The sequence below is a fragment of the Mesorhizobium sp. RIZ17 genome (assembly GCF_051127865.1).
Taxonomy (GTDB): Bacteria; Pseudomonadota; Alphaproteobacteria; order Rhizobiales; family Rhizobiaceae; genus Mesorhizobium; species Mesorhizobium humile.
In genome coordinates this window covers 1,800,413-1,821,064 of record NZ_CP147861.1, presented here as the reverse complement: position 1 = coordinate 1,821,064, position 20,652 = coordinate 1,800,413, and the positions used below count along the sequence as shown (strand labels likewise).

Below are 20,652 nucleotides of genomic sequence, written 5' to 3'. Positions count from 1 at the left end.
TTTTGCCATAGGCAAGCCGTAGCCGGGGCTATCCCTTTGTTTTGACGCAATTCCGGACGGAAAACCGCTCACACTTTTCCTGGAATTGCTCTAAGAGGATGCCGAAATGCGGCCCATCCTGCACGCGGAAAACCACGAAGCGCCCCTGATTTGACTGTTCAAAGTTCCCTCAAACTGAAAGTCCAGCCCACCGAGGTCAGTGCGGTGCTGCGCCGCATCCTGGCCGAAAACGGCAAGGAATATCGCTGGACCTATGTCGTCGCCGTCGTATGCCTGCTGATCGTTTCCGGCACCACCGCCTTCACGGCGTGGATCATGGCCCCGATGATCAACCAGATCTTCTACGAACGGCGCAGCGACATGATCGTCTGGATCTGCGCCGGTTTCATGGGCGCCTCCGTGCTGCGCGGCTTCGCCGGCTATGGCCAGGCGGTGGCGCTGGCCAGGATCGGCAACAACCTGGTCGCCCGCTACCAGAAGCGCAGCTTCGACCATCTGATGAAGCTCGGCGTCAACTTCTTCAACGAGACCCGTTCCGGCCGGCTGGCGGCGCAGGTGAACGAGAATGTCGGCGGCATTCGCGACCTCTTGTCGCTGACGCTGACCTCCATCAGCCGCGACGCGGTCTCGCTCGTCGCCCTCGTCGGCGTGATGATCTACCAGGATCCGGTGTTGTCGCTCAGCTCGCTGCTGATCGGGCCGCCGTTGATCTGGGCCGTCATCTACATCACCCGCCGCCTGCGCAAGATCAACCGGGAATCCGTGCTGATCAACTCACGGCTGAACGGGTCGGTGCAGGAGGCCACGCAAGGCATCGCCATCGTCAAGGCCTTCACCCTGGAGGACGAGCTGGCGCGCCGCATCGGCATCATGGCCGACACGGCCGAGCAGCGTAACAACAAGATCGCCCGCGTCGCGGAGCGGCTGTCGCCGATTTCCGAAATCCTCGGCGGCCTTGCCGTTACCGCCGTGCTCGCCTATTCCGGCTATCGGGCGCTGGTGCTCGGGCAGCCGCCGGGCGCGGTGTTTTCCTTCATCACCGCGCTGATCCTGGCCTACGACCCGGCAAGACGCCTGGCGCGCACGCAGGTCGGCATGGAACGCGCCCTGGTCAACGCGCGCATGATCTACGAGTTGCTCGACCTCGAGCCGAAGCAGGGTGACGCCCCCGACGCCGTCGAGGCGAAGGTCACCACCGGCGAGGTGCGCTTCAACAATGTGACCTTCGGCTACAACGCCGACACGCCGGTGCTGCGGGACCTGAGCTTTACCGCCGCCGCCGGCAAGGTGACGGCGGTGGTCGGCGCCTCGGGCGCCGGCAAGTCGACGATGGTGGCGCTGCTGCAGCGCTTCTACGACGTCGACAGGGGCTCGATCGAGGTCGATGGTCAGGATATCGCCAAGGTGACCAAGCATTCGCTGCGCCAATCGATCGCCTATGTGGCGCAGGCGCCTTATCTCTTCGAAGGCACGATCCGCGACAATATCCGCTACGGCCGGCTGTCGGCCACCGATGCCGAGATCGAGCAGGCGGCGAAACAGGCGGCGGCCGACGAGTTCATCCGCCAGCAGCCAGAAGGCTACGACACGCCGGTCGGCGAAGGCGGCTCGACCCTTTCCGGCGGCCAGCGCCAGCGCGTCTCGATCGCGCGCGCCATCGTGCGCCAGGCGCCGATCCTGCTGCTCGACGAGGCGACCTCGGCGCTCGACAACGAGGCAGAGGCGCGCGTCCAGGAAGCGCTGACCCATGTGATGGAAGGGCGCACCACCCTCGTGATCGCGCACCGGCTTTCGACGGTGGTCAATGCCGACCACATCATCGTGCTGGAGGAGGGCCGGCTGGTCGAGGAAGGCACGCATGCCTCGCTGATGGCCGATCCGCACAGCGTCTATGCCCGTTTCCACCGGATCCAGGGCAAGAAGGGGCTGGGGCTTGTCGACGACGTCAAGGCAAGCCAAACTTCGGGCCAAACTCCGGCGCCGCGCAGCCGCGCCAAGAAGACCGTCAGGAGAAGCGCATGAGTGAAGCCGGCGATATGGGCCTGGTGGTGGTGGGCGCCGCCGGCCGCATGGGCCAGACGCTGATCCGCGCCATCCACACCATGCCCGGCGCGCGCGTCGCCGCCGCGATCGAGCGGCCGGACTCGGCCCATCTCGGCAAAGATGCCGGCGAGCTTGCCGGCATCGGCATCATCAACGTGCCGATCGTCGACGATCCGCTGCCAGCCTTCGCCAAGGCCGACGGCGTGCTCGATTTCACGGCTCCAGGCGCGAGCGTCGAATTCGCCGGCTATGCGGCGCAGGCGCGCATCGTCCATGTCATCGGCACCACCGGCTGCTCGGCCGACGACAATGCCAGGATCGGCGCCGCCGCGCGCCATGCCACGATCGTCAAATCCGGCAATATGAGCCTCGGCGTCAACCTGCTTGCCGTGCTCGTCGAGCAGGCCGCCAAGGCGCTCGACCCGGAGGATTTCGACATCGAGATCCTTGAGATGCATCACCGGCACAAGGTCGACGCGCCGTCCGGCACGGCGCTGCTGCTCGGCGAAGCGGCGGCGAAGGGACGTGGGATCGATCTTGCGGACAACAGCGTGCGGGTGCGCGACGGCCACACCGGCGTGCGCAAGACCGGCTCCATCGGCTTCGCGGCGCTGCGCGGCGGCTCGGTGGTCGGCGACCACAGCGTGATCCTTGCCGGCACCGGCGAGCGCATCACGCTTTCCCACCATGCCGAGGACCGGGCGATCTTTGCCCGCGGCGCGGTCAAGGCGGCACTCTGGGCGCGCGCGAAGAAGCCGGGCCTCTATTCCATGCGGGATGTGCTCGGACTTTCCTGACACAAGCCTGAAGTATTTCCTTCTTAGGCAGTTCCGGACGAAACCGTTGGAATTGCCCAACCCCTAGAGGAGCTGACATGTCGGGAACTCTCGTGCTCGTGCGCCACGGCCAGAGCGAATGGAACCTGAAGAACCTGTTCACCGGCTGGCGCGACGTCGACCTGACTGAGCAAGGCACCGCCGAGGCGCTGGCCGCCGGCGAAAAGCTCAAGGCGCGCGGCCTGAAATTCGACATCGCCTACACCTCGGCGCTGAAGCGGGCCCAGGTGACCTGCCAGCACATCCTCGACGTCGTCGGCCAGAGCGATCTCAAGACGATCCGCGACCAGGCGCTCAACGAGCGCGACTATGGCGACCTCTCCGGCCTCAACAAGGACGACGCGCGCAAGAAATGGGGCGAGGAGCAGGTGCATATCTGGCGCCGCTCCTACGACATCGCGCCGCCCGGCGGCGAAAGCCTGAAAGACACCGGCGCGCGGGTGTGGCCCTATTACCTGCACGATGTGCAGCCGCATGTGCTGCGCGGCGAGACCGTGCTGGTCGCCGCGCACGGCAATTCGCTGCGCGCGCTGATCATGGCGCTGGACGGCAAGAGCGGCGAGGAGATCGTCAAGCTCGAGCTCGGCACCGGCGTGCCGGTCATCTACAAGCTCAACGCCGATTCCACCGTGGCGTCGAAGGACGTGCTCGAGGGGTGAGGCAAGCCTCCTTCTCCCCGTCACTATACGGGGAGAAGGTGCCGGCAGGCGGATGAGGGGCAGCGCCAGCTTCCGCAATTAACTCGTCCGGGGCTCAAAGCCAGAACCGGAGCCCCGGCTATCCAGCATCGCCGCCGGTGAAAAAAAGCGCGTTGACACATATCGTTTGCCCGCTTACATGAGCGCCCACCAGCCCAGATGGCGGAATTGGTAGACGCGCACGGTTCAGGTCCGTGTTCCGCAAGGAGTGGAGGTTCGAGTCCTCTTCTGGGCACCATCCTTCGCTCTTCGAGCTTCGGATGGCAGGCCATCCCGAAGTTCCAAGAGCGAAGGGGTCGCCATTCATCCCGACTGCCAACGGGATAGCGCTTCCCAGATTTACGACGTTCGATTGGCCGTAGCCTCTGAGCTTCGTCATCCTAGGGCGAAGCAGGAGCGAAGCTCCGTCGCGGAGACCCTGGGATCCATGCCGTGACGTCGAAGCGTTGCGGCATTCCAGAATTCTGCTCCGTGGCACGACAAGGCCAAGGTCACGGCATGGATCCTCGGGTCTGCGCCGCGTCGCTACGCTCCTTGCTCCGCCCGTGGATGACGACCGGATGGGCGCCGCCATCCACCTCCCCTTCCGGCCAGTCCCCCAACAAACCGCTTCAAACCCGCCGCCCCGGACGCTACGGTCCGCCCATGGCCCCTTCCGTCAGCCCGACCATTGCCGCGCGCCGCGACCAGATGTTTCCCATCCTGACCGACGCGGATATCGAGCGCATGCGCCGCTTCGGCGAGGCGCGCGCCTATGCCGCCGGCGATCATATCGTCACGGCTGGTGCGGTTTCGCCAGGCGTGATCCTCATCCTGTCGGGCAAGGTCGACATCACCCAGGCCGGAGGGATCGGGCCGCGCGAGCCGATCATCAGCTATGGCGCGGGCAATTTCGTCGGCGAGCTGGCGCAGTTGTCGAACCGGCCGTCACTGGTCAATGCCGAGGCGGCCTCGCCGGTCGAGGCCATCGTCATCCCCTCGCAGCGGCTGCGCGACCTGATGGTGCAGGAGGCGAACCTCGGCGAGCGCATCATGCGGGCGCTGATCCTGCGCCGCGTCGGCCTGCTCGAAAGCGGCGCCGGCGGGCCGGTCGTCATCGGCCCGCCCGGCAATGGCGACGTGCTGCGACTGCAAGGGTTTCTGCGGCGCAGCGGGCTGCCGCACCGGGCGCTCGATTCCGACACCGACCCTTGCGCGAAAACGCTGATCGAGCGGTTCCATGTCGATCCGCACCATCTGCCGATCGTGCTCTGCCCGAACGGCAAGCTCATGCACAATCCGGGCGAGACCGAGCTTGCCCGCTGCGTCGGGCTGCTGCGGCCGATCGATGCCGATAAGGTCTATGACGTGGCGATCGTCGGCGCCGGACCGGCGGGGCTGGCTGCGGCGGTCTATGCCGCCTCGGAAGGGCTGTCGACCATCGTGCTCGATTGCCGCGCCTTCGGCGGCCAGGCGGGCGCCTCGGCTCGCATCGAGAACTATCTCGGCTTCCCGACCGGCATCACCGGCATGGCGCTGATGGCGCGCGCCTATAACCAGGCGCAGAAATTCGGCGTCGAGATGGTCATCCCCGACGAGGCAAAGCTGCTCGACGACGCCGGCGACGGCGCCCGCTACAGGCTCTCCATCGGCGATGGAGAAACGGTGCGCTCGCGCGCGGTGGTGATCGCCAGCGGCGCGCGCTACCGCCGCCTCGACATCGCCAACCTGGCGCAGTTCGAGGGAACCTCGGTGCATTACTGGGCCTCGCCGATCGAGGCCAGGCTTTGCCAGGACCAGGAGGTGGCGCTGGTCGGCGCCGGCAATTCGGCCGGACAGGCGGCCGTCTATCTGGCGAGCCAGGTGCGCAAGGTGACGCTGCTGGCGCGCCGCGACAGCCTCGACGCCACCATGTCGCGCTATCTTGTCGAGCGCATCGCGGCGCAGCCCAACATCGAGGTGCTGACCGAGACCGAGGTCGCGGCGCTGGACGGCAGCGAAGGCAATCTCGAGCGGCTGCGCTGGCGCAACCGGGCGACCGGTGAAGAGACGACGCGCGCCATCCATCACCTCTTCCTGTTCATCGGCGCCGATCCGAACACCGACTGGCTGGCGAATTGCAACGTGGCGCTGGACGCCAAGGGTTTCGTGCGTACCGGACCGGACACCACACCGGGGCACGGGCTGATGGAGACGAGCCGAAGCGGCGTGTTCGCCATTGGCGACGTGCGCTGCGGCTCGACCAAACGCGTCGCGGCAGCGGTCGGCGAAGGCGCGCAGGTGGTCGCGGCGCTGCATGCCTATCTGGCGCGAAACGATGAACCGGCGAGGAGAGCGTGATGGACGAATGCAGGCATACCAAGGACATCAAAAAGGTCACGCCGAGCGCGCTCGGCTGCGAGGAATGCCTGAAGAGCGGGTCCTGGTGGGTGCATCTGCGGCTCTGCCGGACCTGCGGCCATGTCGGCTGCTGCGACGACTCGCCCAACCGCCACGCGACAAAGCATTTCCATGCCACGCAGCATCCGATCATCGAAGGCTACGACCCGCCGGAAGGCTGGGGCTGGTGCTTCGTCGACGAGGTTTTTGTCGACCTCGAGGGTGATACCACGCCGCAGAACGGGCCTATCCCAAAGTTTGTTTGAGCGTGCAGGGCAAGCCGGCGCGGCCAAGCGTCCGGTTTAGCGCACCGAGCTCGTCACGGTCGGATCGACGGCGTCGGGCACGGATTTGCGCTCATTGCCGGCAAGGATGCCGATCAAGAGAAGGCTGAGCACGACCGGCACAAACAGGATGGCGACGCGCGCCTGCACGTAGAAGATGGCACGCCATTCGTTTCGCTTTTCGTCCTTCATCATGCTCGCTCTGTCTGCGCCTCCCAGGGAGGGACATAGAGACGAAGCGTTAAACATCTCCTTCCGATTCGGTTAACGGGCGGCGATCTGTTATTGTGAGATCATGAAAAACGATCGTAAGGACGAGCCTCCCTCCAGGGAGACATTGATGAACCGTATCGAGGTTCCGCTCGAGGTCTATGCGGAATTCCTGGCTCTGCTCGATGCGCCGGCCCAATCCAACGAGAAGCTGTCCAGACTCATGAACACCCCGCAGCCATGGGAGAGTAAGTGACGTCTGCGGCTGCCGAGATCAATCGCCCATGGCAGCGCAGCCCCCTCTCCGTCCGCTGCGCGGACACCTCTCCCCCGCTTTGCGGGGGCGAGGAACGCCAATCGCCAAGGCCGCGTCTCCGCAAGCCTGGGTTCCTCGCCCCGCCAAAAGGCGGGGAGAGGTGGCTCGGCGAAGCCGAGACGGAGAGGGGAGCGCCCTATGGGATGACCCGCTGGATGCGCTTCCTATCCCCCTGAAAGTCCGCCTCCGCCGATCAAACAGCCGGCAGCGCGAACAGCCTCCCACCCGCCGGCACGACGTCGTCGATGCCGGCGAGGCGCAGGCAGTGCCAGGCCATGGCGTGGTTCGAGGAGGTGACGGGAACGCCGATGCGCCGCTCCAGCTCCGCCACCGCCTCGGCGACGCGCAGGCTGGTGCAGGAGATGAAGATCGCCTCCACCCCCGAGACTTTCGCCATGCGTTCGGCGGCCGCTTCGATCGAGGCGAGCGAGATGCGGGCCGCCTCGCGGTCGTCGCGCCGGTCGAAGGTGGCGACGGCTGATATGTCGAGGTCGCGTCCGGTGAAATAGCGGACAAGGCCCTGGTTGATCTCGGGCGCGTAAGGGGTCAGCAGGCCGATGCCCTTGACGCCGAGCGCCTTGAAGGCGGCCAAGGCGCCGGTGACCGGCGTGGTGCAGGCGACGCCCGGCCGCGCCTTCCTGATCTCGGCGAAGACGGCTTCCTCGCCGAGCGTCATGGTCGCCGAGGTGCAGCCGAAACCGACGACGTCGAGCGGGATGCTGGGCAGGATGAGGTCGACGGTCGGCGCGATGCGTGGGCCCATGGCGCGCAGTGTTTCCGGCGTGATGTCGTTGTCGTTGAAGAGGCGCGCCTCGTAGAAGGCGACGCCCGGAATGCGCACCAGCGCACGGAACTCATGCTCCAGCGTCTGGTCGGTGGCGAGGATCGCGAGCCCGATCGCCGCGCGCGAGGCGAGGCCGCCGTCGATCTCGGATGGAAGCACGCCCAAATCGACAGGCCCCGAAGATTGAGGGCGGGTGGCAGCCGCGCTGACAGACATGGCATTCCCTTTCCTGGTCGACCCCGTCGGGATCATGTTCTCAGTTCAAAAGTCCGTCCATCGAGATCGCCGGCTTGCGGCCGGCGATCAGGTCGGCGGTGATGCGGGCCGAGCCGTGCGACATGGTCCAGCCGATATGGCCGTGCCCGGTGTTGAAATAGAGGTTGCGCAGGCGCCGCTGGCCGAACTCGGGCAGGTTGTTGGGCGTCATCGGCCGGAGACCCGCCCACATTTCGGCGCGGTCGTAATCGGCGCCTTCGGGATAAAGCTCCTCGGTCACGCCCTTCATGAAGGCGAAATCGGCTGGCTTGTGGCTGGTGTCGTAGCCGGCGAACTCGGCGGTGGCGGTGACGCGCAGCCGGTCGCCGAAGCGCGACACGGCGACCAGATTGTGCTCGTCGATGGCCGCGATGGTCGGCGGCGCCGGGCGATTGCCGACAGGAATGGTCAGCGAATAGCCCTTGATCGGATAGATCGGCAGGCTGATGCCGACCGTCTTGGCTATCAGCGGGCTGTAGGAGCCGAGCGCCAGCACATAGGCGTCGCCCTTGACCCCGCCCTTGTCGGTCATCACCTGCGCGACGCCGTCGCCGGACGTCTCGATGCCGGTGATGGTGGTGCCGGTGCGGATCTCGCCGCCGCGCTCGACCACCTTGGCGGCAAGCGCCCGGGTGAATTTCGCCGGGTCGCCGGTCTCGTCGGTCGGGCAATGGATGCCGCCGGCGATCTTTTCACGTGCGGAGGCCAGCGACGGATCGAGCGCGACGATGGCGTCGCGGGCGAGCACCTTGATCAGCTGGCCGTCGGATTCGAGCAGCCGCATATGCTCGACGCCTTTGTCGAGCGCCTGCTGGCTGCGGTAGAAATAGAGGATGCCGCGATCGTTGCGGTCGTAGTCGATCGCCTCATCGGCGACGACCTCGTGCAGGATCGATTGCGAGTAGACGGCGAGGCGATGCTTGAGCAGCGTGTTGCGTCGGGCCTTCTGCGCCGTGCATTCCATCAGGAACAGCCACGACCAGCTGTAGAGCCGGGGATCGGCCGAGAGCCTGAAGCGCAGCGCCTGATCCTTCAACACCAGCGATTTAAGCAGGATCATTGGCGCCCTGGGCGACGACCAGACGAAGGAATGCCCCGGCGCGATCATGCCGGCATTGCCCCAGCTGGTCTCGGCGGCGACCTGTTGCTGGCGCTCGAGGATGACGACCTCGTGCCCGTCCTTCTGCAGCTGATAGGCGGTGGTGACGCCGACCACGCCGCCACCCAACACGATCACGCGCATGGCGCCTCCGGAGATCGCAAGTTGGGGGCAGTTTAGAGGGTGGACTGCAGTGTGCAATGGCACACATGCGGAGATGTCGGCGGGACAGCGCCGCTCGTCGGCAGGACGATCGCAAATGGCGCATCGAACGAATGTCGTCGCTAATCCCTGACGTCTCGACGCTGGGCGAAAAAGGCGCTCTGGTTGAAGGCGCCGGTGGGGTAGTGAGCGCTTCTGGCGACGACGTTGGAGATTAGCCCGAGCCCTCCATGACGTCGTCATACTCGGGCTTGACCCGAGTATCCATGCCATGACCTCTGCCGTAGGGTGCAACGGTGCAGAATTCTGCAACCGCAGCAACGCCTTAGCGTCACGGAATGGATTCTAGGGTCTGCGCGCGTCGCTTCGCTCCTTGCTCCGCCCTAGAATGATGGGTGGACGGCCCCTTGCGGCATCGAATGTGCCAAACTGGGCTGTGATTAACTCCAGCGGAAGGAGACCGTCCGTCATGCAAGCTATCAGATTTGGTATCGATTTGGCCAAGAATGTGTTTCAGGTGCACGGCGTGGATGCTGCCGGGCGCGTGGTGGTGCAGCGCCAGCTGCGCCGCGCGCAGGTGGAGAAGTTCTTCGCCGCGCAGCCGCCGGCGCTGATCGGCATGGAGGCCTGCGGCTCGGCTCATCATTGGGCCCGCACGCTCAGCGCGCTTGGCCATGAGGTCAAGCTGATGCCGCCGGCCTATGTGAAGCCCTATGTTCCGCGCAACAAGAACGATGTGCGCGACGCGCACGGCTGTTGCGAGGCGGTAAGCCGGCCCGACATGCGCTTCGTGCCGATCAAGACGGTCGAACAGCAATGGGCCAGGGGCCTGCACCGCACGCGTGACCTTCTGGTGCGCCAGCGCACGCAGTTGGCCAACGCCATGCGTGGCCTGCTCTATGAGATGGGCCAGACAAGCGCCCAGGGGGCTGCGGGCCTGGAAGCGCTGCTGCAGCGCATCGAGACCTCGGATGAGGCCATCCCCGCGGCGCTGCTGATCTGCCTGGCGCCGCTGGCCGGACAATGGCGGGCGCTGGATGGCGAGATCGGCAAGCTGGACAAGCAGATCCTGGCTCAGGTCAGGCAGCAGCAAGCGGCCTTGCGGCTGACGACGATCCCGAGCGTCGGCCCGATCATCGCACATGCAACCATCGCGGCCATTGGCGACGGCCGCCAGTTCGCCTCGGGCAGGGACTTCGCGGCGTGGCTCGGCCTGACCCGCAAGAGTCATGACACCGGCGGCAAGCACAAGCTGACGGGCCATATCAGTCGCGCCGGCGACAGAGACCTGCGAAGGCTGCTCATTCTCGGCGCCAGTTCCTGGCTGCGCCAGGTCAGGGCCAAGCCCGACAGAGGCTCGCCCTGGATACGCGGCCTGCTGGCCAGGCGCCCGGTCAAGGTCGCGGTCGTGGCGCAGGCAGCCAAGACCGCGCGCATCATCTGGGCAATGCTGAGCTCGGGACAACAATACAGGGCGCCGGCTGCGGCATAACCCGCAAAGCGAGGCCCTTAACAGCGTAAGGAGCAAATAGCAGCACGGCAAAATGGTCAGGACCTGGGTCGAGACACTCCGCCTTCGTCATCGCGATTAAAAAGCGCGCTAGAATGATTGGAACTCGATCCGCGTAACCCCTGAGGGCCAGCGGTCATCAAATCGACCGCATCAAAGGCCGAATACATGACCGCTCCAGACTTAAGCCGTCGCCGCTATTTTGCCTCTTGCCCAAGAGGGGCCGTCCATACATGACGAAGCCCATTCACCCGCCCAGCGCCTGCTCCAGATCCGCGATCAGATCGTCGCCGTCCTCGATCCCGCAGGACAGCCGCACCAGCGAATCCGTAATGCCGATCGCCCCGCGCTTTTCCGCCGGGATCGAGCCGTGCGTCATCAGCGCCGGGTGCTCGATCAGGCTTTCGACGCCGCCGAGGCTTTCGGCCAGCGTGAAGAGCTGCGTGCGTTCGAGGAAGCGTTTCGTTCCCGCCAGGTCGCGGTCGAGGTCGACGGAAATCATGCCGCCGAAGGCGTGCATCTGCTGGACGGCGATAGCGTGCTGCGGGTGGCTGGCGAGGCCGGGATAGATGACCCGGCGGACATCTTTTCGCGTTTCCAGCCATTGCGCGATTTTCAGCCCGTTGGCCGAGTGGCGCTCCATCCTGAGCGCCAGGGTCTTGATGCCGCGCAGCGCGAGAAAGCTGTCGAACGGGCCGGAGATGCCGCCGATGGCGTTCTGCAGGAATTTCAGTTGCGCGACGAGGTCCTTGTTGTCGCCGACGACCGCCACGCCGCCGACCATGTCGGAATGGCCGTTCAAATATTTCGTCGTCGAATGAACGACGATGTCGATGCCGAGCTCCAGCGGCCGCTGGATGTAAGGGCTGGCAAAGGTGTTGTCGGCGACGGTGAGCAGGCCCTTGCGCTTCGCCAGCGCGGCAAGGCCTTCGAGATCGACGATGCGCAGCAGCGGGTTGGTCGGCGTCTCGACCCAGAGCAGCTTTGTTTCGGGACGGATCGCCGCCTCGACCGCGGCAAGGTCGGTGAAATCGGCAAAGCTGACCTGCAGGCCGGCGGAGCGCTTGCGCACCCGTTCCATCAGCCGGAACGAACCGCCATAGATGTCGTCGGTGGCGACGATGTGGGCGCCGGCGTCGAGCAGCTCCAGCACCGTGCCGATCGCCGCCAGGCCGGAGGCGAAGGCGAAGGCGGCCGAGCCGCTTTCGAGATCGGCCACGGCACGCTCGAAGGCGAAGCGCGTCGGGTTCTGGCTGCGGGCATATTCAAAGCCCTTGTGCACGCCGGGCGACTGCTGGCCGTAGGTGGAGGTGGCGTAGATCGGCACCATCACCGCGCCGGTCAGCGGGTCGTGGCTCTGGCCGCCATGGATGGCGCGGGTGGAAAAGGCCAGGCGGTTCTTGCCGTTCGAAGTCATTTTGCGCGGCGCCTCAGATGGTTGATCAGGTCGATACGGGTTATCAGGCCGACAAACTCGTCGCCATCGAAGACGATGGCGACCTCGTTGCGGTCGAAGACAGGCAAAAGCGCGTCGAGCGTCTGGCTGGCCTGCAGCGTATGCAGGTTCGAGGTCATGGCCGAGCGCACCGGGCCGTTGAAGCGGTCCCAGCGGCCGTCATAGGGGCCGTCGACCTTGGCCAGTATATCGCTCTCGTCGACGATGCCGATCAGCTTGCCATCGTCCAGCACCGGCAGCTGCGAGACGTCGGAGCGGCGCATGCGGCCATAGGCGTTGAGCAGGCTTTCGTCCGGGCCGACGGTGACGATGTCGCCGGTACGCGGCGAGCGCATGACAAGGTCGCGCAGGTCGCCATGCTGTTCCTGGTCGGCAAGGCCCTGCTCGGCCAGCCAGATATCGTCAAAGACCTTCGACAGGTATTTGTTGCCGCTGTCGCAGACGAAGGTGACGACGCGCTTCGGGACCGTCTGCTCGCGGCAGTAGCGAAGGGCCGCCGACAACAGCGTGCCCGAGGACGAGCCGGCGAGGATGCCTTCGCGCGACAAGAGATCGCGCACCGCCAGCATGCTCTGCTTGTCGGTAATGGAATAGGCCTTTTTCACCAGCGAGAGATCGGCGTTGGTCGGCACGAAATCCTCGCCGATGCCTTCGACGGTCCATGAGCCGGCCTCTTCCATCTTGCCGGTCTTGATCAGCGGCGCCAGCACCGAGCCGACAGGATCGGCCAGCACCATCTCGGTCTTGGGCGAGTGCTTCGCGAAGTAGCGGCCGAGGCCGGTGAGCGTGCCGCCGGAGCCGACGCCGACCACCACCGCGTCGACATCGCCCTCGAGCTGCGAAAAGATTTCCGGGCCGGTGGTGGTCTCATGCGCCAGCGGGTTGGCCGGGTTGGCAAACTGGTTGGCATAGAAGGCGCCGGGCAGCTCGGCGGCGATCTTCTCGGCCATGTCCTGGTAATATTCGGGATGGCCCTTGCCGACATCGGAGCGGGTCATGCGCACCTCGGCGCCCAAAGCGCGCAGGTGCTGGATCTTTTCGCGCGACATCTTGTCGGGCACGACGAGGATGATGCGGTAGCCTTTCGGGATGCCGACCTGAGCAAGGCCGAGGCCGGTGTTGCCGGCGGTGGCCTCGACGATCGTGCCGCCGCGCTTCAGCGCGCCGGATTTCTCCGCCGCCGCGATCATCGACAGCGCGATGCGGTCCTTGATCGAGCCGCCGGGATTCTGGCTTTCGAGCTTGATGAACAGCCGGCACTTGCCGGTGTCGAACTTGGTCAGCTCGACGACCGGCGTCTGGCCGATCAGGTCGAGCACCGAGGCGTAAGGCGGACGCAGCCGGGAGAGGGCGCCTTCCGCGCTGTCGGGCGCTGCTTTCTTCTGCTCGCTCATCTCAAATGCTCCGTGGAAGCAGTTCGATGCGGGTAGCCGCAATCTCGCGCACCGAACCGCCGGAATCCATTCCGGTTTCGCGGATGGCGCGAGGTGTCTTTTCCAGCCCTTTTCATCTGGAAAGAAGATAGATCGTGCCAATCCGGCGGGGAGAGGGGGAATGGAATTCTAGGCGGGTTGCCGTAAACCTTGGATGTCGAGTTCCTGCACACCCCCCTCTGGCCTGCCGGCCATCTCCCCCGCAAGGGGGGAGATCGGGTGTCGCGGCCGCTTTCGCCAATCATCGACGTTGCAGGAAAGGAGCCGCCGGCGGAGCTGCCAATCTCCCCCCTTGCGGGGGAGATGCCCGGCAGGGCAGAGGGGGGTGCTGTCCCGCCGGCGTTTCAGAAATTTCTTGTCGCAGCGAGAAAGCTGCGCTCACCCCAGCAGCAGCTTGCCGAGCTTGGCGCATTGCACGCGGATATCCGGAATAGCGTCGATCTCGAAGAAGGTGCCGCGCGTCAGCGGGCCGACGGCGAGCAGCTTCGACGACACCGTGCCGTCGGCCGCGATCAGCTCGCATTTGCCGGTGACGTCGAGGCCGAGGCGCAGCGGATCGGGACGCGCCACGCCGCGTTCGAGCAGCGAGCGCACGACGCCGTTCGACGTCCTCGAAATGTCGCGGGCGATGCCCATGCAGTCATAGAGGCGGGCGACGTGCAGGGTCTCGACAGCCTGCGTGCCGCGCGGCTGGATTTTCACGACGAAGCCGCCGTTCGCCTCGACGTTCACGACCCTACCTGCGACGAGGCGGATGCGGCCAGACCTGACCGCCTCGGTGACACGCGCGTAGACTTCCGGCGCCATGCGGTGGCGGTGGATGTCCCACCAGGCCTTGGTGTGCTCGACGAAGCGGCGCTTGGCCGAGGACGGCCAGTTCTGCCAGATCGTCTGGTTGAAGGGCCTGAGCCCATCAACCACGTCGCGCCAGTCGCCGCCGGCCTTCTGGGTCTCGCGGATCAGGTTGCGGAACCAGCCGACGAAATAGGAAAGCTGGGTGCCGAGCGGAATGTCGGCGATATCGAGCTTGATCGGGTTGCCCTTGCGGTGCGGCGACGGCAGCAGCCCGCGCCGCGACACCGCGACGATGGCGCCGCGATGGCCGCGCTGTTCCAGCGAGAGAAACGCGTCGACCATGCTCAGCCCCGTGCCGAGCAGCAGCACTTGGGCCTGCGGATCGAGCGTGGTGTCGGCCTCCGCTCCCATGCGGACGGCGTGGCCCTGGAAGGCGCCGGGTTGCTCGTCGTGACCGGTGGCCAGGACGGCAAGATGCGCGACGACGCTGGTGCCGTTGGCGAGTACCACCTCGACGCCCGCCGGCGTCGGCGCGATCGACAGGCTCTCCTCGCGGATCAGCCGCAGACGACCGGTCTCGCGCTCGCGCTCCATCAGGCCGTCGAGCAGTTCCTGCAGGTAGCGGGCATAGAGGCTGCGCGGCGCATAGAACGGTCCCTGGTCCGGCTTGGCCAGGCCGCGCTCCAGCACCCAGCGCGCGAAATGCGTCGGGTCGTCGGCATAGGCGCTCATGCCGGAGGCGTTGACGTTGAGCACATGCGCCGAAAGCAGCGTCGAATAGGCCATGCCCTGGCCGAAATGCGGCCGCTTCTCGATCAGCGTGACGCGCAGGTCCGGATTGGGCGATTTGAGCAGATGCGCGGCGAGCACGACGCCGCTGGCGCCGCCGCCGACAATGATGATGGAGTTGCCGCGTCCAACCATGGTTGCGAGCCGGGAACTTGACGCGGCGATCAGCGCGCGGCCGCCGCCGCGGACGGCTTCGGCCGCAAGCCACGAACGATCGCCGGAACGGTTTTCAGAAGGTCGCGCATCGTTCTCTCACTCCCAATGTTGATAAGATTACTATACTAACCACGCCGGGCACGAAACCCGGGTTCCAATTCGACTGCCTTTTGAAGCATGGATTTGCCGAGATCGGATGACAGGAGAATTTTTGTTCGGCCGGAGGTGCTGGAGAGAGGGCCGCACCCGCGCGGTCGTCATTCCAGGGCGGAGCGACGCGAAGCGGCGCGTAGACCCTGGAATCCATGCCGTGACCTTCGCGAGAGATGCAGCGGTAAAGAATGGAACCTTGTCCAACCCCACTGAAAGATAGGTCTGCACCGCAGCATCGCTTCTATGTCACAGCATGGAAACTCCTTCAGCTGAGAGCGGCTGCCTACCTACCTTCGTCATTCCAGGGCGGAGCGACGCGAAGCGGCGCATAGACCCTGGAATCCATGCCGTGACCTTCGCGAGAGATGCAGCGGTAAAGAATGGAACCTTGTCCAACTCCACTGAAAGATAGGTCTGCACCGCAGCATCGCTTCTATGTCACGGCATGGATTCCAGGGTCTGCGCGCGTCGCTTCGCTCCTTGCTCCGCCCTGGAATGACGAACGGACGGACGGCTCCGCTAGTGGCCGAGGGCAACCCGAAGGCTCACCCACCAACCCCAACGCGACTGTCCTTTTGCGCTTCCGCCGCCGGTACCCGGCGACACTTTTCCAACAAAGCGGCCTTCGTTGGAAGGATTTAACTCTACAAACCCGATAGAATTAACGGACGATAGAAAGGCAATCCAGTTTGTTGGGGTTTATGGAGCCTTTCAATGTCAATCCTTTCACGACGCATCCTGCTTTTCTCATCGGCGGCGCTTACGGCCGCCGCCTTGCTCGGCCCGGCCAGCGCCGAGGGCCTCAAGATCACCATCGGCTACCAGACGGTGGTCGAGCCCTCGAAGGTGCCGCAGGCCGACGGCGCCTATGAAAAGGCAACCAAGGCAACGATCGACTGGCGCAAGTTCGATTCCGGTGCCGACGTCATCGCCGCGATCGCCTCCGGCTCGGTCGATATCGGCTATGTCGGCTCGAGCCCGCTGGCCGCGGCCGCCAGCCGCGAATTGCCGATTGAGACCATCTTCGTCGTCGGCCTGATCGGTCCGTCGGAAGCGCTGGTCGCCCGCAACGGCGCCGGCATCGAGAAGGTCGCCGACCTCGCCGGCAAGAAGGTCGCCGTGCCGTTCGTCTCGACCACGCATTACAGCCTGCTTGCGGCGCTGAAGCATGAAGGCGTCGACCCGAAGTCGGTCCAGATCCTCAATCTCAGGCCGCCGGAAATCGCCGCCGCCTTCGCGCGCGGCGACATCGACGCAGCCTATGTCTGGGATCCGGCGCTCGGCCAGGTCAAGACCACCGGCAAGGTGGTGCTGGACTCCTCGCAGGTGGCCGCCTGGGGCGCGCCGACCTTCGACGCCTGGATCGTGCGCACCGATTTTGCCGACAAGCACCCCGAGGCCGTGCGCGACTTCGTCAAGGTGACCGGCGAGGCCTATGCGCAGTTCCTCGCCAAGCCCGAGGCCTGGTCGGTGTCCTCACCGGAGGCCGGCAAGATCGCCAAGCTCACCGGCGCCAAGCTGGAAGAGGTGCCGGAGCTGCTCAAGGGCTACGTCTTCCCCTCGCTCGAGGAGCAGGCCTCGGACAAGTTCCTCGGCGGCGCGACGGTGCAGGCCGTCGCGGCGACGTCCGCCTTCCTCAAGGAGCAGGGCAAGGTCGACGCGGTGCTGCCCGACTATTCGAAATATGTGACGGCGAAATACGCCAGCGAGGCGCTCGCCTCGAACTGAGCTTTCTCCATGCAATACCCGGAAGGATGACCGCCTTTCCGGGGTTGCTCGGAAGCGCGGCGCCTTCTTCCCTGGCTTTGCGCTTGCCTGTCCCGAAGCCGCTTACGAGGCGCGACTTCGGGGCAGGCTCCCTTTCTCTTTTGACGCAATTCCGGACGGAAAGCCGCTTTCCTGGAATTGCTTGGCAGTGAGGCCAGATCCCGATGACGCATCTCATCCTCGACAAGGTCAGCGTTCATTATGACGGCCAGCCGGCGCCGGCGGTCGAGCGCGTTTCGATCGACGTCGGCAAAGGTGATTCCGGCAGGGGCGATTTCGTCGTGCTGGTCGGCCGTTCCGGCTGCGGCAAGACCTCGCTGCTCAACGTCGCCGCCGGCCTGGTCGAGCCCGCGGGCGGCCTGGCCACGGTCGGCGGCCGGCCGATCACAGGGCCCGGGCCGAACCGCGCCGTGGTCTTCCAGAACGATGCATTGTTTCCCTGGCTGACGGCGCGGGAAAATGTCGCCTTCGCGCTCAGGCTGCGCGGCGTGCCGGCCGGCAGCAGAGCGCGGCGCGCCGACGAATTGCTGGCGCTGGTCAAGCTCGGCGGCGCCGGCGACAAGCGCATCTGGGAGCTTTCCGGCGGCATGCGCCAGCGCGTCGGCCTTGCCCGGGCGCTCGCCGCCGAACCCGAATTCCTTCTGCTGGACGAGCCGCTCGGCGCGCTCGACGCGCTGACGCGCGAGCGCATGCAGACGACGCTGCTCGATCTGTGGGCCGCCGCCCAGGTCGGCGTGCTGATGGTGACGCATGGCATCGAGGAGGCGCTGGTGCTGGCGACCCGCATCGTCGTGCTGGCGCCGGGGCCGGGCCATGTGGTGCGGACCTTCGAGACTGATTTCGGCCGCCGCTACGCGGCCGGCGAGCCTATCCGCGCAATCAAGGCGGATCCCGCCTTCGCCGCTTCCCGCGCGGAGCTGACCGATGCGATCTTCGAAGGAGAGGCGGCATGAGCGTCGGCGCCTATAGCGAACGCGCGAGAGCGAAGGCCGGCGAGAATGACGGGTTTTCCGTGCCGTGGTCGCGGCCGCGGCCAAAGCCACGACGGGCGATTTCGGCCCGGCTGGTCAGCGCGGTCACCATCCTCGCGCTGCTGGCCGCCTGGACGGCGGCAGCCTCGCTGCAGCTGGTATCGCCAGTCTTCCTGCCCTCGCCGGCCGCGGTCTGGGCCAAGTTCGTCGTCGCCGCCCGCGACGGGTTCGTCGATGCGACGCTGCTCCAGCATATCTTGGCGTCGCTTTGGCGCGTCTTCGCGGCGCTGATCGCCGCGATCGTCGTCGGCGTCCCGGTCGGCCTCGCCATCGGCATCAGCCGGATCGGGCGCGGCGTGTTCGATCCGCTGCTCGAGTTCCTGCGGCCGATCCCGCCGCTCGCCTATCTGCCGCTGATCATCATCTGGTTCGGCATCGGCGAGCCGTCGAAGATCCTGGTGATCGCCATCGCCATGCTGGCGCCGGTGGCGCTGTCGACCGCCGCCGGCGTGCGCGGCGTCTCGCGCGAGCGCGTCGACGCGGCGCGATCGCTCGGCGCCACCCGCGCCCAGCTCATCCGCCACGTGATCCTGCCGAGCGCCCTGCCCTCGATCCTCACCGGCCTGCGCATCGCGCTCGGCGCCGGCTGGTCGACGCTGGTGGCGGCCGAGCTGGTGGCGGCGACGCGCGGGCTCGGCTTCATGATCCAGTCGGCGGCGCAGTTCCTGGTCACCGACGTGGTGGTGATGGGCATCCTGGTGATCGCGATCATCGCCTTTGCCCTGGAGTTCATCATCCGCCGGATCGAGCGGGTGCTGGTGCCATGGGCGAGTCGGGAATGAAAGGAAGCGAAGGAGAAGGACGATGACCCATTCCACCGCGGTGCTGTTCGCCCATGTCGGGACATGGCTGTTGCGTTTGCCGCCGGGCGACAAGCGGCCCGAGGAGGAGCCGAAATCGCCGACGCCGGTGCTGCTTGCCGGCGAACGCGACCGCCTGCCGCCGCGCGACGAGAGCTTCTACTGGGCCTGGCAGTACTGGTCGCAATGATCGGGTCGCAATTTTGCGCCAGCCCTCGCGTCTTCGTCACCCTGGGGTCTGGGCCGCGTCGATTGGTTGCAGCCGCCCGAACCTCGTCATTCTATGGCGGAGCAAGGAGCGAAGCGACGCGCGCAGACCATAGAATCCATGCCATGACTTGGAAGCACCGCCACGGTGCTGAATTTTTGCTCCGTTGCACTTCTTGGCGAAGGTAACGGCATGGATTCTAGGGTCTACGCGACGCCGCTTCGCGGCTGCTCCGCCCTAGAATGACGATCGCGATGGGCGTTTCGGCCAATCTCCAAGGCATGCCACCTGCCAATGCAAACAGAGCCGACCGGCCAAAATCCCTGTGCGGCGTCAACTAGGATGACGACACCGGGTTACACGCAGAAAATAATTCCATCCATTCCGTCGAACTCGCAAGATCGTTCCTCTACTAATTTTATAGATTTACCTAGCCTGACCCCATTCCAAACCCCCGGCAGCCCCGGGCCATCGAAGGAGAGGGTCATGTTCAATCTGACGAGACGCGTTTTCGGTACCGGCCTGCTCGCAGCGGCGGCCTTTGCCATTGCGACGACATCCTTCGGCGCCGCGGCGCAAGAGCTCAAGGCGTTCAACATCGGCTACCAGAAGACCGGCCTGCCGGTGATCGCCAGGCAGCGGCAGATCATCGAAAAGGCGCTGGCCGGCAAGGGCGTCACGGTGAAATGGGTCGAGTTCACCGCCGGCCCGCCGCTGGTGGAAGCCTTGAATGTCGGCGCCATCGACGTCGGCTGGACGGGCGACGCGCCGCCGATCTTCGGCCAGTCGGCCGGGGCCAACATCGTCTATGCGGCGGCGCTGCCGTCGAATGGCGACGGCGAGGCGATCTTCGTCAAGCCGGCCTCGCCGATCCAGTCGCTGGCCGATCTCAAAGGCAAGCGCATCGGCGTCGGCAAGGGCACCAGCGCGCATAATCTCCTGGTCGCGGCGCTGGAGAAAGCCGGCATCGCCTTCGATCAGGTCACGCCGGTCTATCTCAGTCCGGCCGACGCGGCCGCCGCCTTCGCCAGCGACCAGATCGACGCCTGGGCGGTGTGGGATCCGTTCTTCGCCATCGCCGAGACCCGTTACCAGCCGCGCGTGCTCGTCCGTTCCAGCGACGTGCTGAAGGTCAACACCTATTTCCTCGCCAACAAGGATTTCGCCAAGGCGCATCCGGATGTCGTCTCGACGACGATCGCCGCGCTCGGCGACGCGGCGAAATGGGCCGACCAGAACCGCGACAAGGTGGCCGAGGCGCTGCATGAGGTGACCGGCGTGCCGCTCGATGCGCAGACGATCGCCGCCAACCGGACCAAGTTCGGTATCTTCCCGATCACCGACGAGATCGTCGCCGGCCAGCAGGCGACGGCCGATCGCTTCTTCAAGCTCGGCCTGATCCCGAAAGCGGTCCGGATTTCCGACGCCATCTGGACCGCGCCGGGCAACTGATTTTCCTTGACGCGCCGGGCGGCGAACGCCCGGCGCCGCCGCGTTTTCTCCCGCCTT

The 20,652-nt window shown here is 65.8% G+C and carries 18 protein-coding genes and 1 tRNA gene; 13 read left to right on the top strand and 6 right to left on the bottom strand.

Annotated features, from left to right (window positions below):
• Positions 1-150 precede the first annotated feature (150 nt).
• From WDX12_RS09030 to WDX12_RS09005, 6 genes are all read left to right on the top strand, one after another.
• Complete coding sequence (locus tag WDX12_RS09030; protein WP_434724631.1) at positions 151-2,022, top strand: ABC transporter ATP-binding protein; 1,872 nt, start codon at positions 151-153, stop codon at positions 2,020-2,022.
• A complete protein-coding gene (dapB, locus tag WDX12_RS09025) occupies positions 2,019-2,840 on the top strand; it encodes a 4-hydroxy-tetrahydrodipicolinate reductase (protein ID WP_434724630.1) in 822 nt (273 codons plus the stop codon). Before WDX12_RS09030 ends, dapB begins: the two co-directional genes overlap by 4 nt.
• 77 nt (positions 2,841-2,917) lie before the next feature.
• Positions 2,918-3,538, top strand: coding sequence for a 2,3-bisphosphoglycerate-dependent phosphoglycerate mutase (locus tag WDX12_RS09020; protein WP_320293790.1), 621 nt, complete (start codon positions 2,918-2,920; stop codon positions 3,536-3,538).
• A gap of 192 nt (positions 3,539-3,730) precedes the next feature.
• Positions 3,731-3,815, top strand: a tRNA-Leu gene (locus tag WDX12_RS09015).
• Between the two features lie 407 nt (positions 3,816-4,222).
• Complete coding sequence (locus WDX12_RS09010; RefSeq protein ID WP_434724629.1) at positions 4,223-5,896, top strand: FAD-dependent oxidoreductase; 1,674 nt, start codon at positions 4,223-4,225, stop codon at positions 5,894-5,896.
• The gene (locus tag WDX12_RS09005; protein WP_140681002.1) at positions 5,896-6,201 is read left to right on the top strand and encodes a UBP-type zinc finger domain-containing protein; all 306 of its coding nucleotides are present in this window, start codon (positions 5,896-5,898) and stop codon (positions 6,199-6,201) included. Before WDX12_RS09010 ends, WDX12_RS09005 begins: the two co-directional genes overlap by 1 nt.
• 36 nt (positions 6,202-6,237) lie before the next feature.
• Here the strand turns inward: WDX12_RS09005 and WDX12_RS09000 are convergent, their stop codons facing one another.
• Positions 6,238-6,414 (bottom strand): hypothetical protein, encoded by a 177-nt coding sequence (locus WDX12_RS09000; RefSeq protein ID WP_434724628.1) that lies wholly within the window; start codon positions 6,412-6,414, stop codon positions 6,238-6,240.
• A 145-nt stretch (positions 6,415-6,559) separates the two neighbouring features.
• On the opposite strand from WDX12_RS09000, the gene WDX12_RS08995 reads away from it, so the two are divergent.
• Positions 6,560-6,685, top strand: coding sequence for a DUF1778 domain-containing protein (locus tag WDX12_RS08995; RefSeq protein ID WP_320293787.1), 126 nt, complete (start codon positions 6,560-6,562; stop codon positions 6,683-6,685).
• A 253-nt stretch (positions 6,686-6,938) separates the two neighbouring features.
• On the opposite strand, the gene WDX12_RS08990 is transcribed toward WDX12_RS08995, so the two are convergent.
• Together WDX12_RS08990 and WDX12_RS08985 are read right to left on the bottom strand one after the other, a co-directional pair.
• Positions 6,939-7,688 carry a maleate cis-trans isomerase family protein gene (locus WDX12_RS08990; protein WP_434725597.1) on the bottom strand — a complete coding sequence of 250 codons (750 nt, stop codon included), beginning with the start codon at positions 7,686-7,688 and terminating at the stop codon, positions 6,939-6,941.
• 97 nt (positions 7,689-7,785) lie between these two features.
• Positions 7,786-9,027 (bottom strand): D-amino acid dehydrogenase, encoded by a 1,242-nt coding sequence (locus tag WDX12_RS08985; protein WP_434724627.1) that lies wholly within the window; start codon positions 9,025-9,027, stop codon positions 7,786-7,788.
• Positions 9,028-9,514: 487 nt separating this feature from the next.
• Here WDX12_RS08985 and WDX12_RS08980 point away from each other — a divergent pair, with 487 nt between their 5' ends.
• The gene (locus tag WDX12_RS08980; RefSeq protein WP_434724626.1) at positions 9,515-10,537 is read left to right on the top strand and encodes an IS110 family transposase; all 1,023 of its coding nucleotides are present in this window, start codon (positions 9,515-9,517) and stop codon (positions 10,535-10,537) included.
• Between the two features lie 265 nt (positions 10,538-10,802).
• Here the strand turns inward: WDX12_RS08980 and WDX12_RS08975 are convergent, their stop codons facing one another.
• The 3 genes from WDX12_RS08975 to WDX12_RS08965 form a co-directional block, all read right to left on the bottom strand.
• A complete protein-coding gene (locus WDX12_RS08975; protein WP_434724625.1) occupies positions 10,803-11,972 on the bottom strand; it encodes a trans-sulfuration enzyme family protein in 1,170 nt (389 codons plus the stop codon).
• On the bottom strand, positions 11,969-13,405 hold the full coding sequence (locus WDX12_RS08970) for a pyridoxal-phosphate dependent enzyme (protein ID WP_434724624.1): 1,437 nt from the start codon (positions 13,403-13,405) through the stop codon (positions 11,969-11,971). Before WDX12_RS08970 ends, WDX12_RS08975 begins: the two co-directional genes overlap by 4 nt.
• A gap of 417 nt (positions 13,406-13,822) precedes the next feature.
• Positions 13,823-15,163: an FAD/NAD(P)-binding protein gene (locus tag WDX12_RS08965; protein WP_434724623.1), complete on the bottom strand. Its 1,341-nt coding sequence runs from the start codon at positions 15,161-15,163 to the stop codon at positions 13,823-13,825.
• 888 nt (positions 15,164-16,051) lie between these two features.
• Here WDX12_RS08965 and tauA point away from each other — a divergent pair.
• The 5 genes from tauA (at position 16,052) to WDX12_RS08940 (ending at position 20,595) form a co-directional block, all read left to right on the top strand.
• Complete coding sequence (gene tauA / locus WDX12_RS08960; RefSeq protein WP_434724622.1) at positions 16,052-17,065, top strand: taurine ABC transporter substrate-binding protein; 1,014 nt, start codon at positions 16,052-16,054, stop codon at positions 17,063-17,065.
• Positions 17,066-17,268: 203 nt separating this feature from the next.
• Positions 17,269-18,057, top strand: coding sequence for a taurine ABC transporter ATP-binding protein (locus WDX12_RS08955; protein ID WP_434724621.1), 789 nt, complete (start codon positions 17,269-17,271; stop codon positions 18,055-18,057).
• A complete protein-coding gene (locus WDX12_RS08950; RefSeq protein WP_434724620.1) occupies positions 18,054-18,917 on the top strand; it encodes an ABC transporter permease subunit in 864 nt (287 codons plus the stop codon). The genes WDX12_RS08955 and WDX12_RS08950 overlap by 4 nt, the downstream gene beginning before the upstream one ends.
• 22 nt (positions 18,918-18,939) lie before the next feature.
• Positions 18,940-19,125 (top strand): hypothetical protein, encoded by a 186-nt coding sequence (locus WDX12_RS08945; RefSeq protein ID WP_434724619.1) that lies wholly within the window; start codon positions 18,940-18,942, stop codon positions 19,123-19,125.
• A 504-nt stretch (positions 19,126-19,629) separates the two neighbouring features.
• Positions 19,630-20,595, top strand: coding sequence for a sulfonate ABC transporter substrate-binding protein (locus WDX12_RS08940; RefSeq protein ID WP_320298246.1), 966 nt, complete (start codon positions 19,630-19,632; stop codon positions 20,593-20,595).
• The last annotated feature ends 57 nt before the right edge of the window (positions 20,596-20,652 follow it).

Excerpts from the sequence above, each read along its gene's own strand:
- WDX12_RS08950 (WP_434724620.1), top strand. The coding sequence starts at position 18,054 with ATGAGCGTCGGCGCCTATAGCGAACGCGCGAGAGCGAAGGCCGGCGAG.
- WDX12_RS08940 (WP_320298246.1), top strand. The coding sequence starts at position 19,630 with ATGTTCAATCTGACGAGACGCGTTTTCGGTACCGGCCTGCTCGCAGCG.
- WDX12_RS08975 (WP_434724625.1), bottom strand. The coding sequence starts at position 11,972 with ATGACTTCGAACGGCAAGAACCGCCTGGCCTTTTCCACCCGCGCCATC.
- tauA (WP_434724622.1), top strand. The coding sequence starts at position 16,052 with ATGTCAATCCTTTCACGACGCATCCTGCTTTTCTCATCGGCGGCGCTT.
- WDX12_RS08995 (WP_320293787.1), top strand. The coding sequence starts at position 6,560 with ATGAACCGTATCGAGGTTCCGCTCGAGGTCTATGCGGAATTCCTGGCT.
- WDX12_RS09020 (WP_320293790.1), top strand. The coding sequence starts at position 2,918 with ATGTCGGGAACTCTCGTGCTCGTGCGCCACGGCCAGAGCGAATGGAAC.
- WDX12_RS08945 (WP_434724619.1), top strand. The coding sequence starts at position 18,940 with ATGACCCATTCCACCGCGGTGCTGTTCGCCCATGTCGGGACATGGCTG.
- WDX12_RS08985 (WP_434724627.1), bottom strand. The coding sequence starts at position 9,027 with ATGCGCGTGATCGTGTTGGGTGGCGGCGTGGTCGGCGTCACCACCGCC.
- WDX12_RS08980 (WP_434724626.1), top strand. The coding sequence starts at position 9,515 with ATGCAAGCTATCAGATTTGGTATCGATTTGGCCAAGAATGTGTTTCAG.
- WDX12_RS08965 (WP_434724623.1), bottom strand. The coding sequence starts at position 15,163 with ATGGTTGGACGCGGCAACTCCATCATCATTGTCGGCGGCGGCGCCAGC.
- WDX12_RS09010 (WP_434724629.1), top strand. The coding sequence starts at position 4,223 with ATGGCCCCTTCCGTCAGCCCGACCATTGCCGCGCGCCGCGACCAGATG.
- dapB (WP_434724630.1), top strand. The coding sequence starts at position 2,019 with ATGAGTGAAGCCGGCGATATGGGCCTGGTGGTGGTGGGCGCCGCCGGC.
- WDX12_RS08955 (WP_434724621.1), top strand. The coding sequence starts at position 17,269 with ATGACGCATCTCATCCTCGACAAGGTCAGCGTTCATTATGACGGCCAG.
- WDX12_RS09000 (WP_434724628.1), bottom strand. The coding sequence starts at position 6,414 with ATGATGAAGGACGAAAAGCGAAACGAATGGCGTGCCATCTTCTACGTG.
- WDX12_RS08970 (WP_434724624.1), bottom strand. The coding sequence starts at position 13,405 with ATGAGCGAGCAGAAGAAAGCAGCGCCCGACAGCGCGGAAGGCGCCCTC.
- WDX12_RS09005 (WP_140681002.1), top strand. The coding sequence starts at position 5,896 with ATGGACGAATGCAGGCATACCAAGGACATCAAAAAGGTCACGCCGAGC.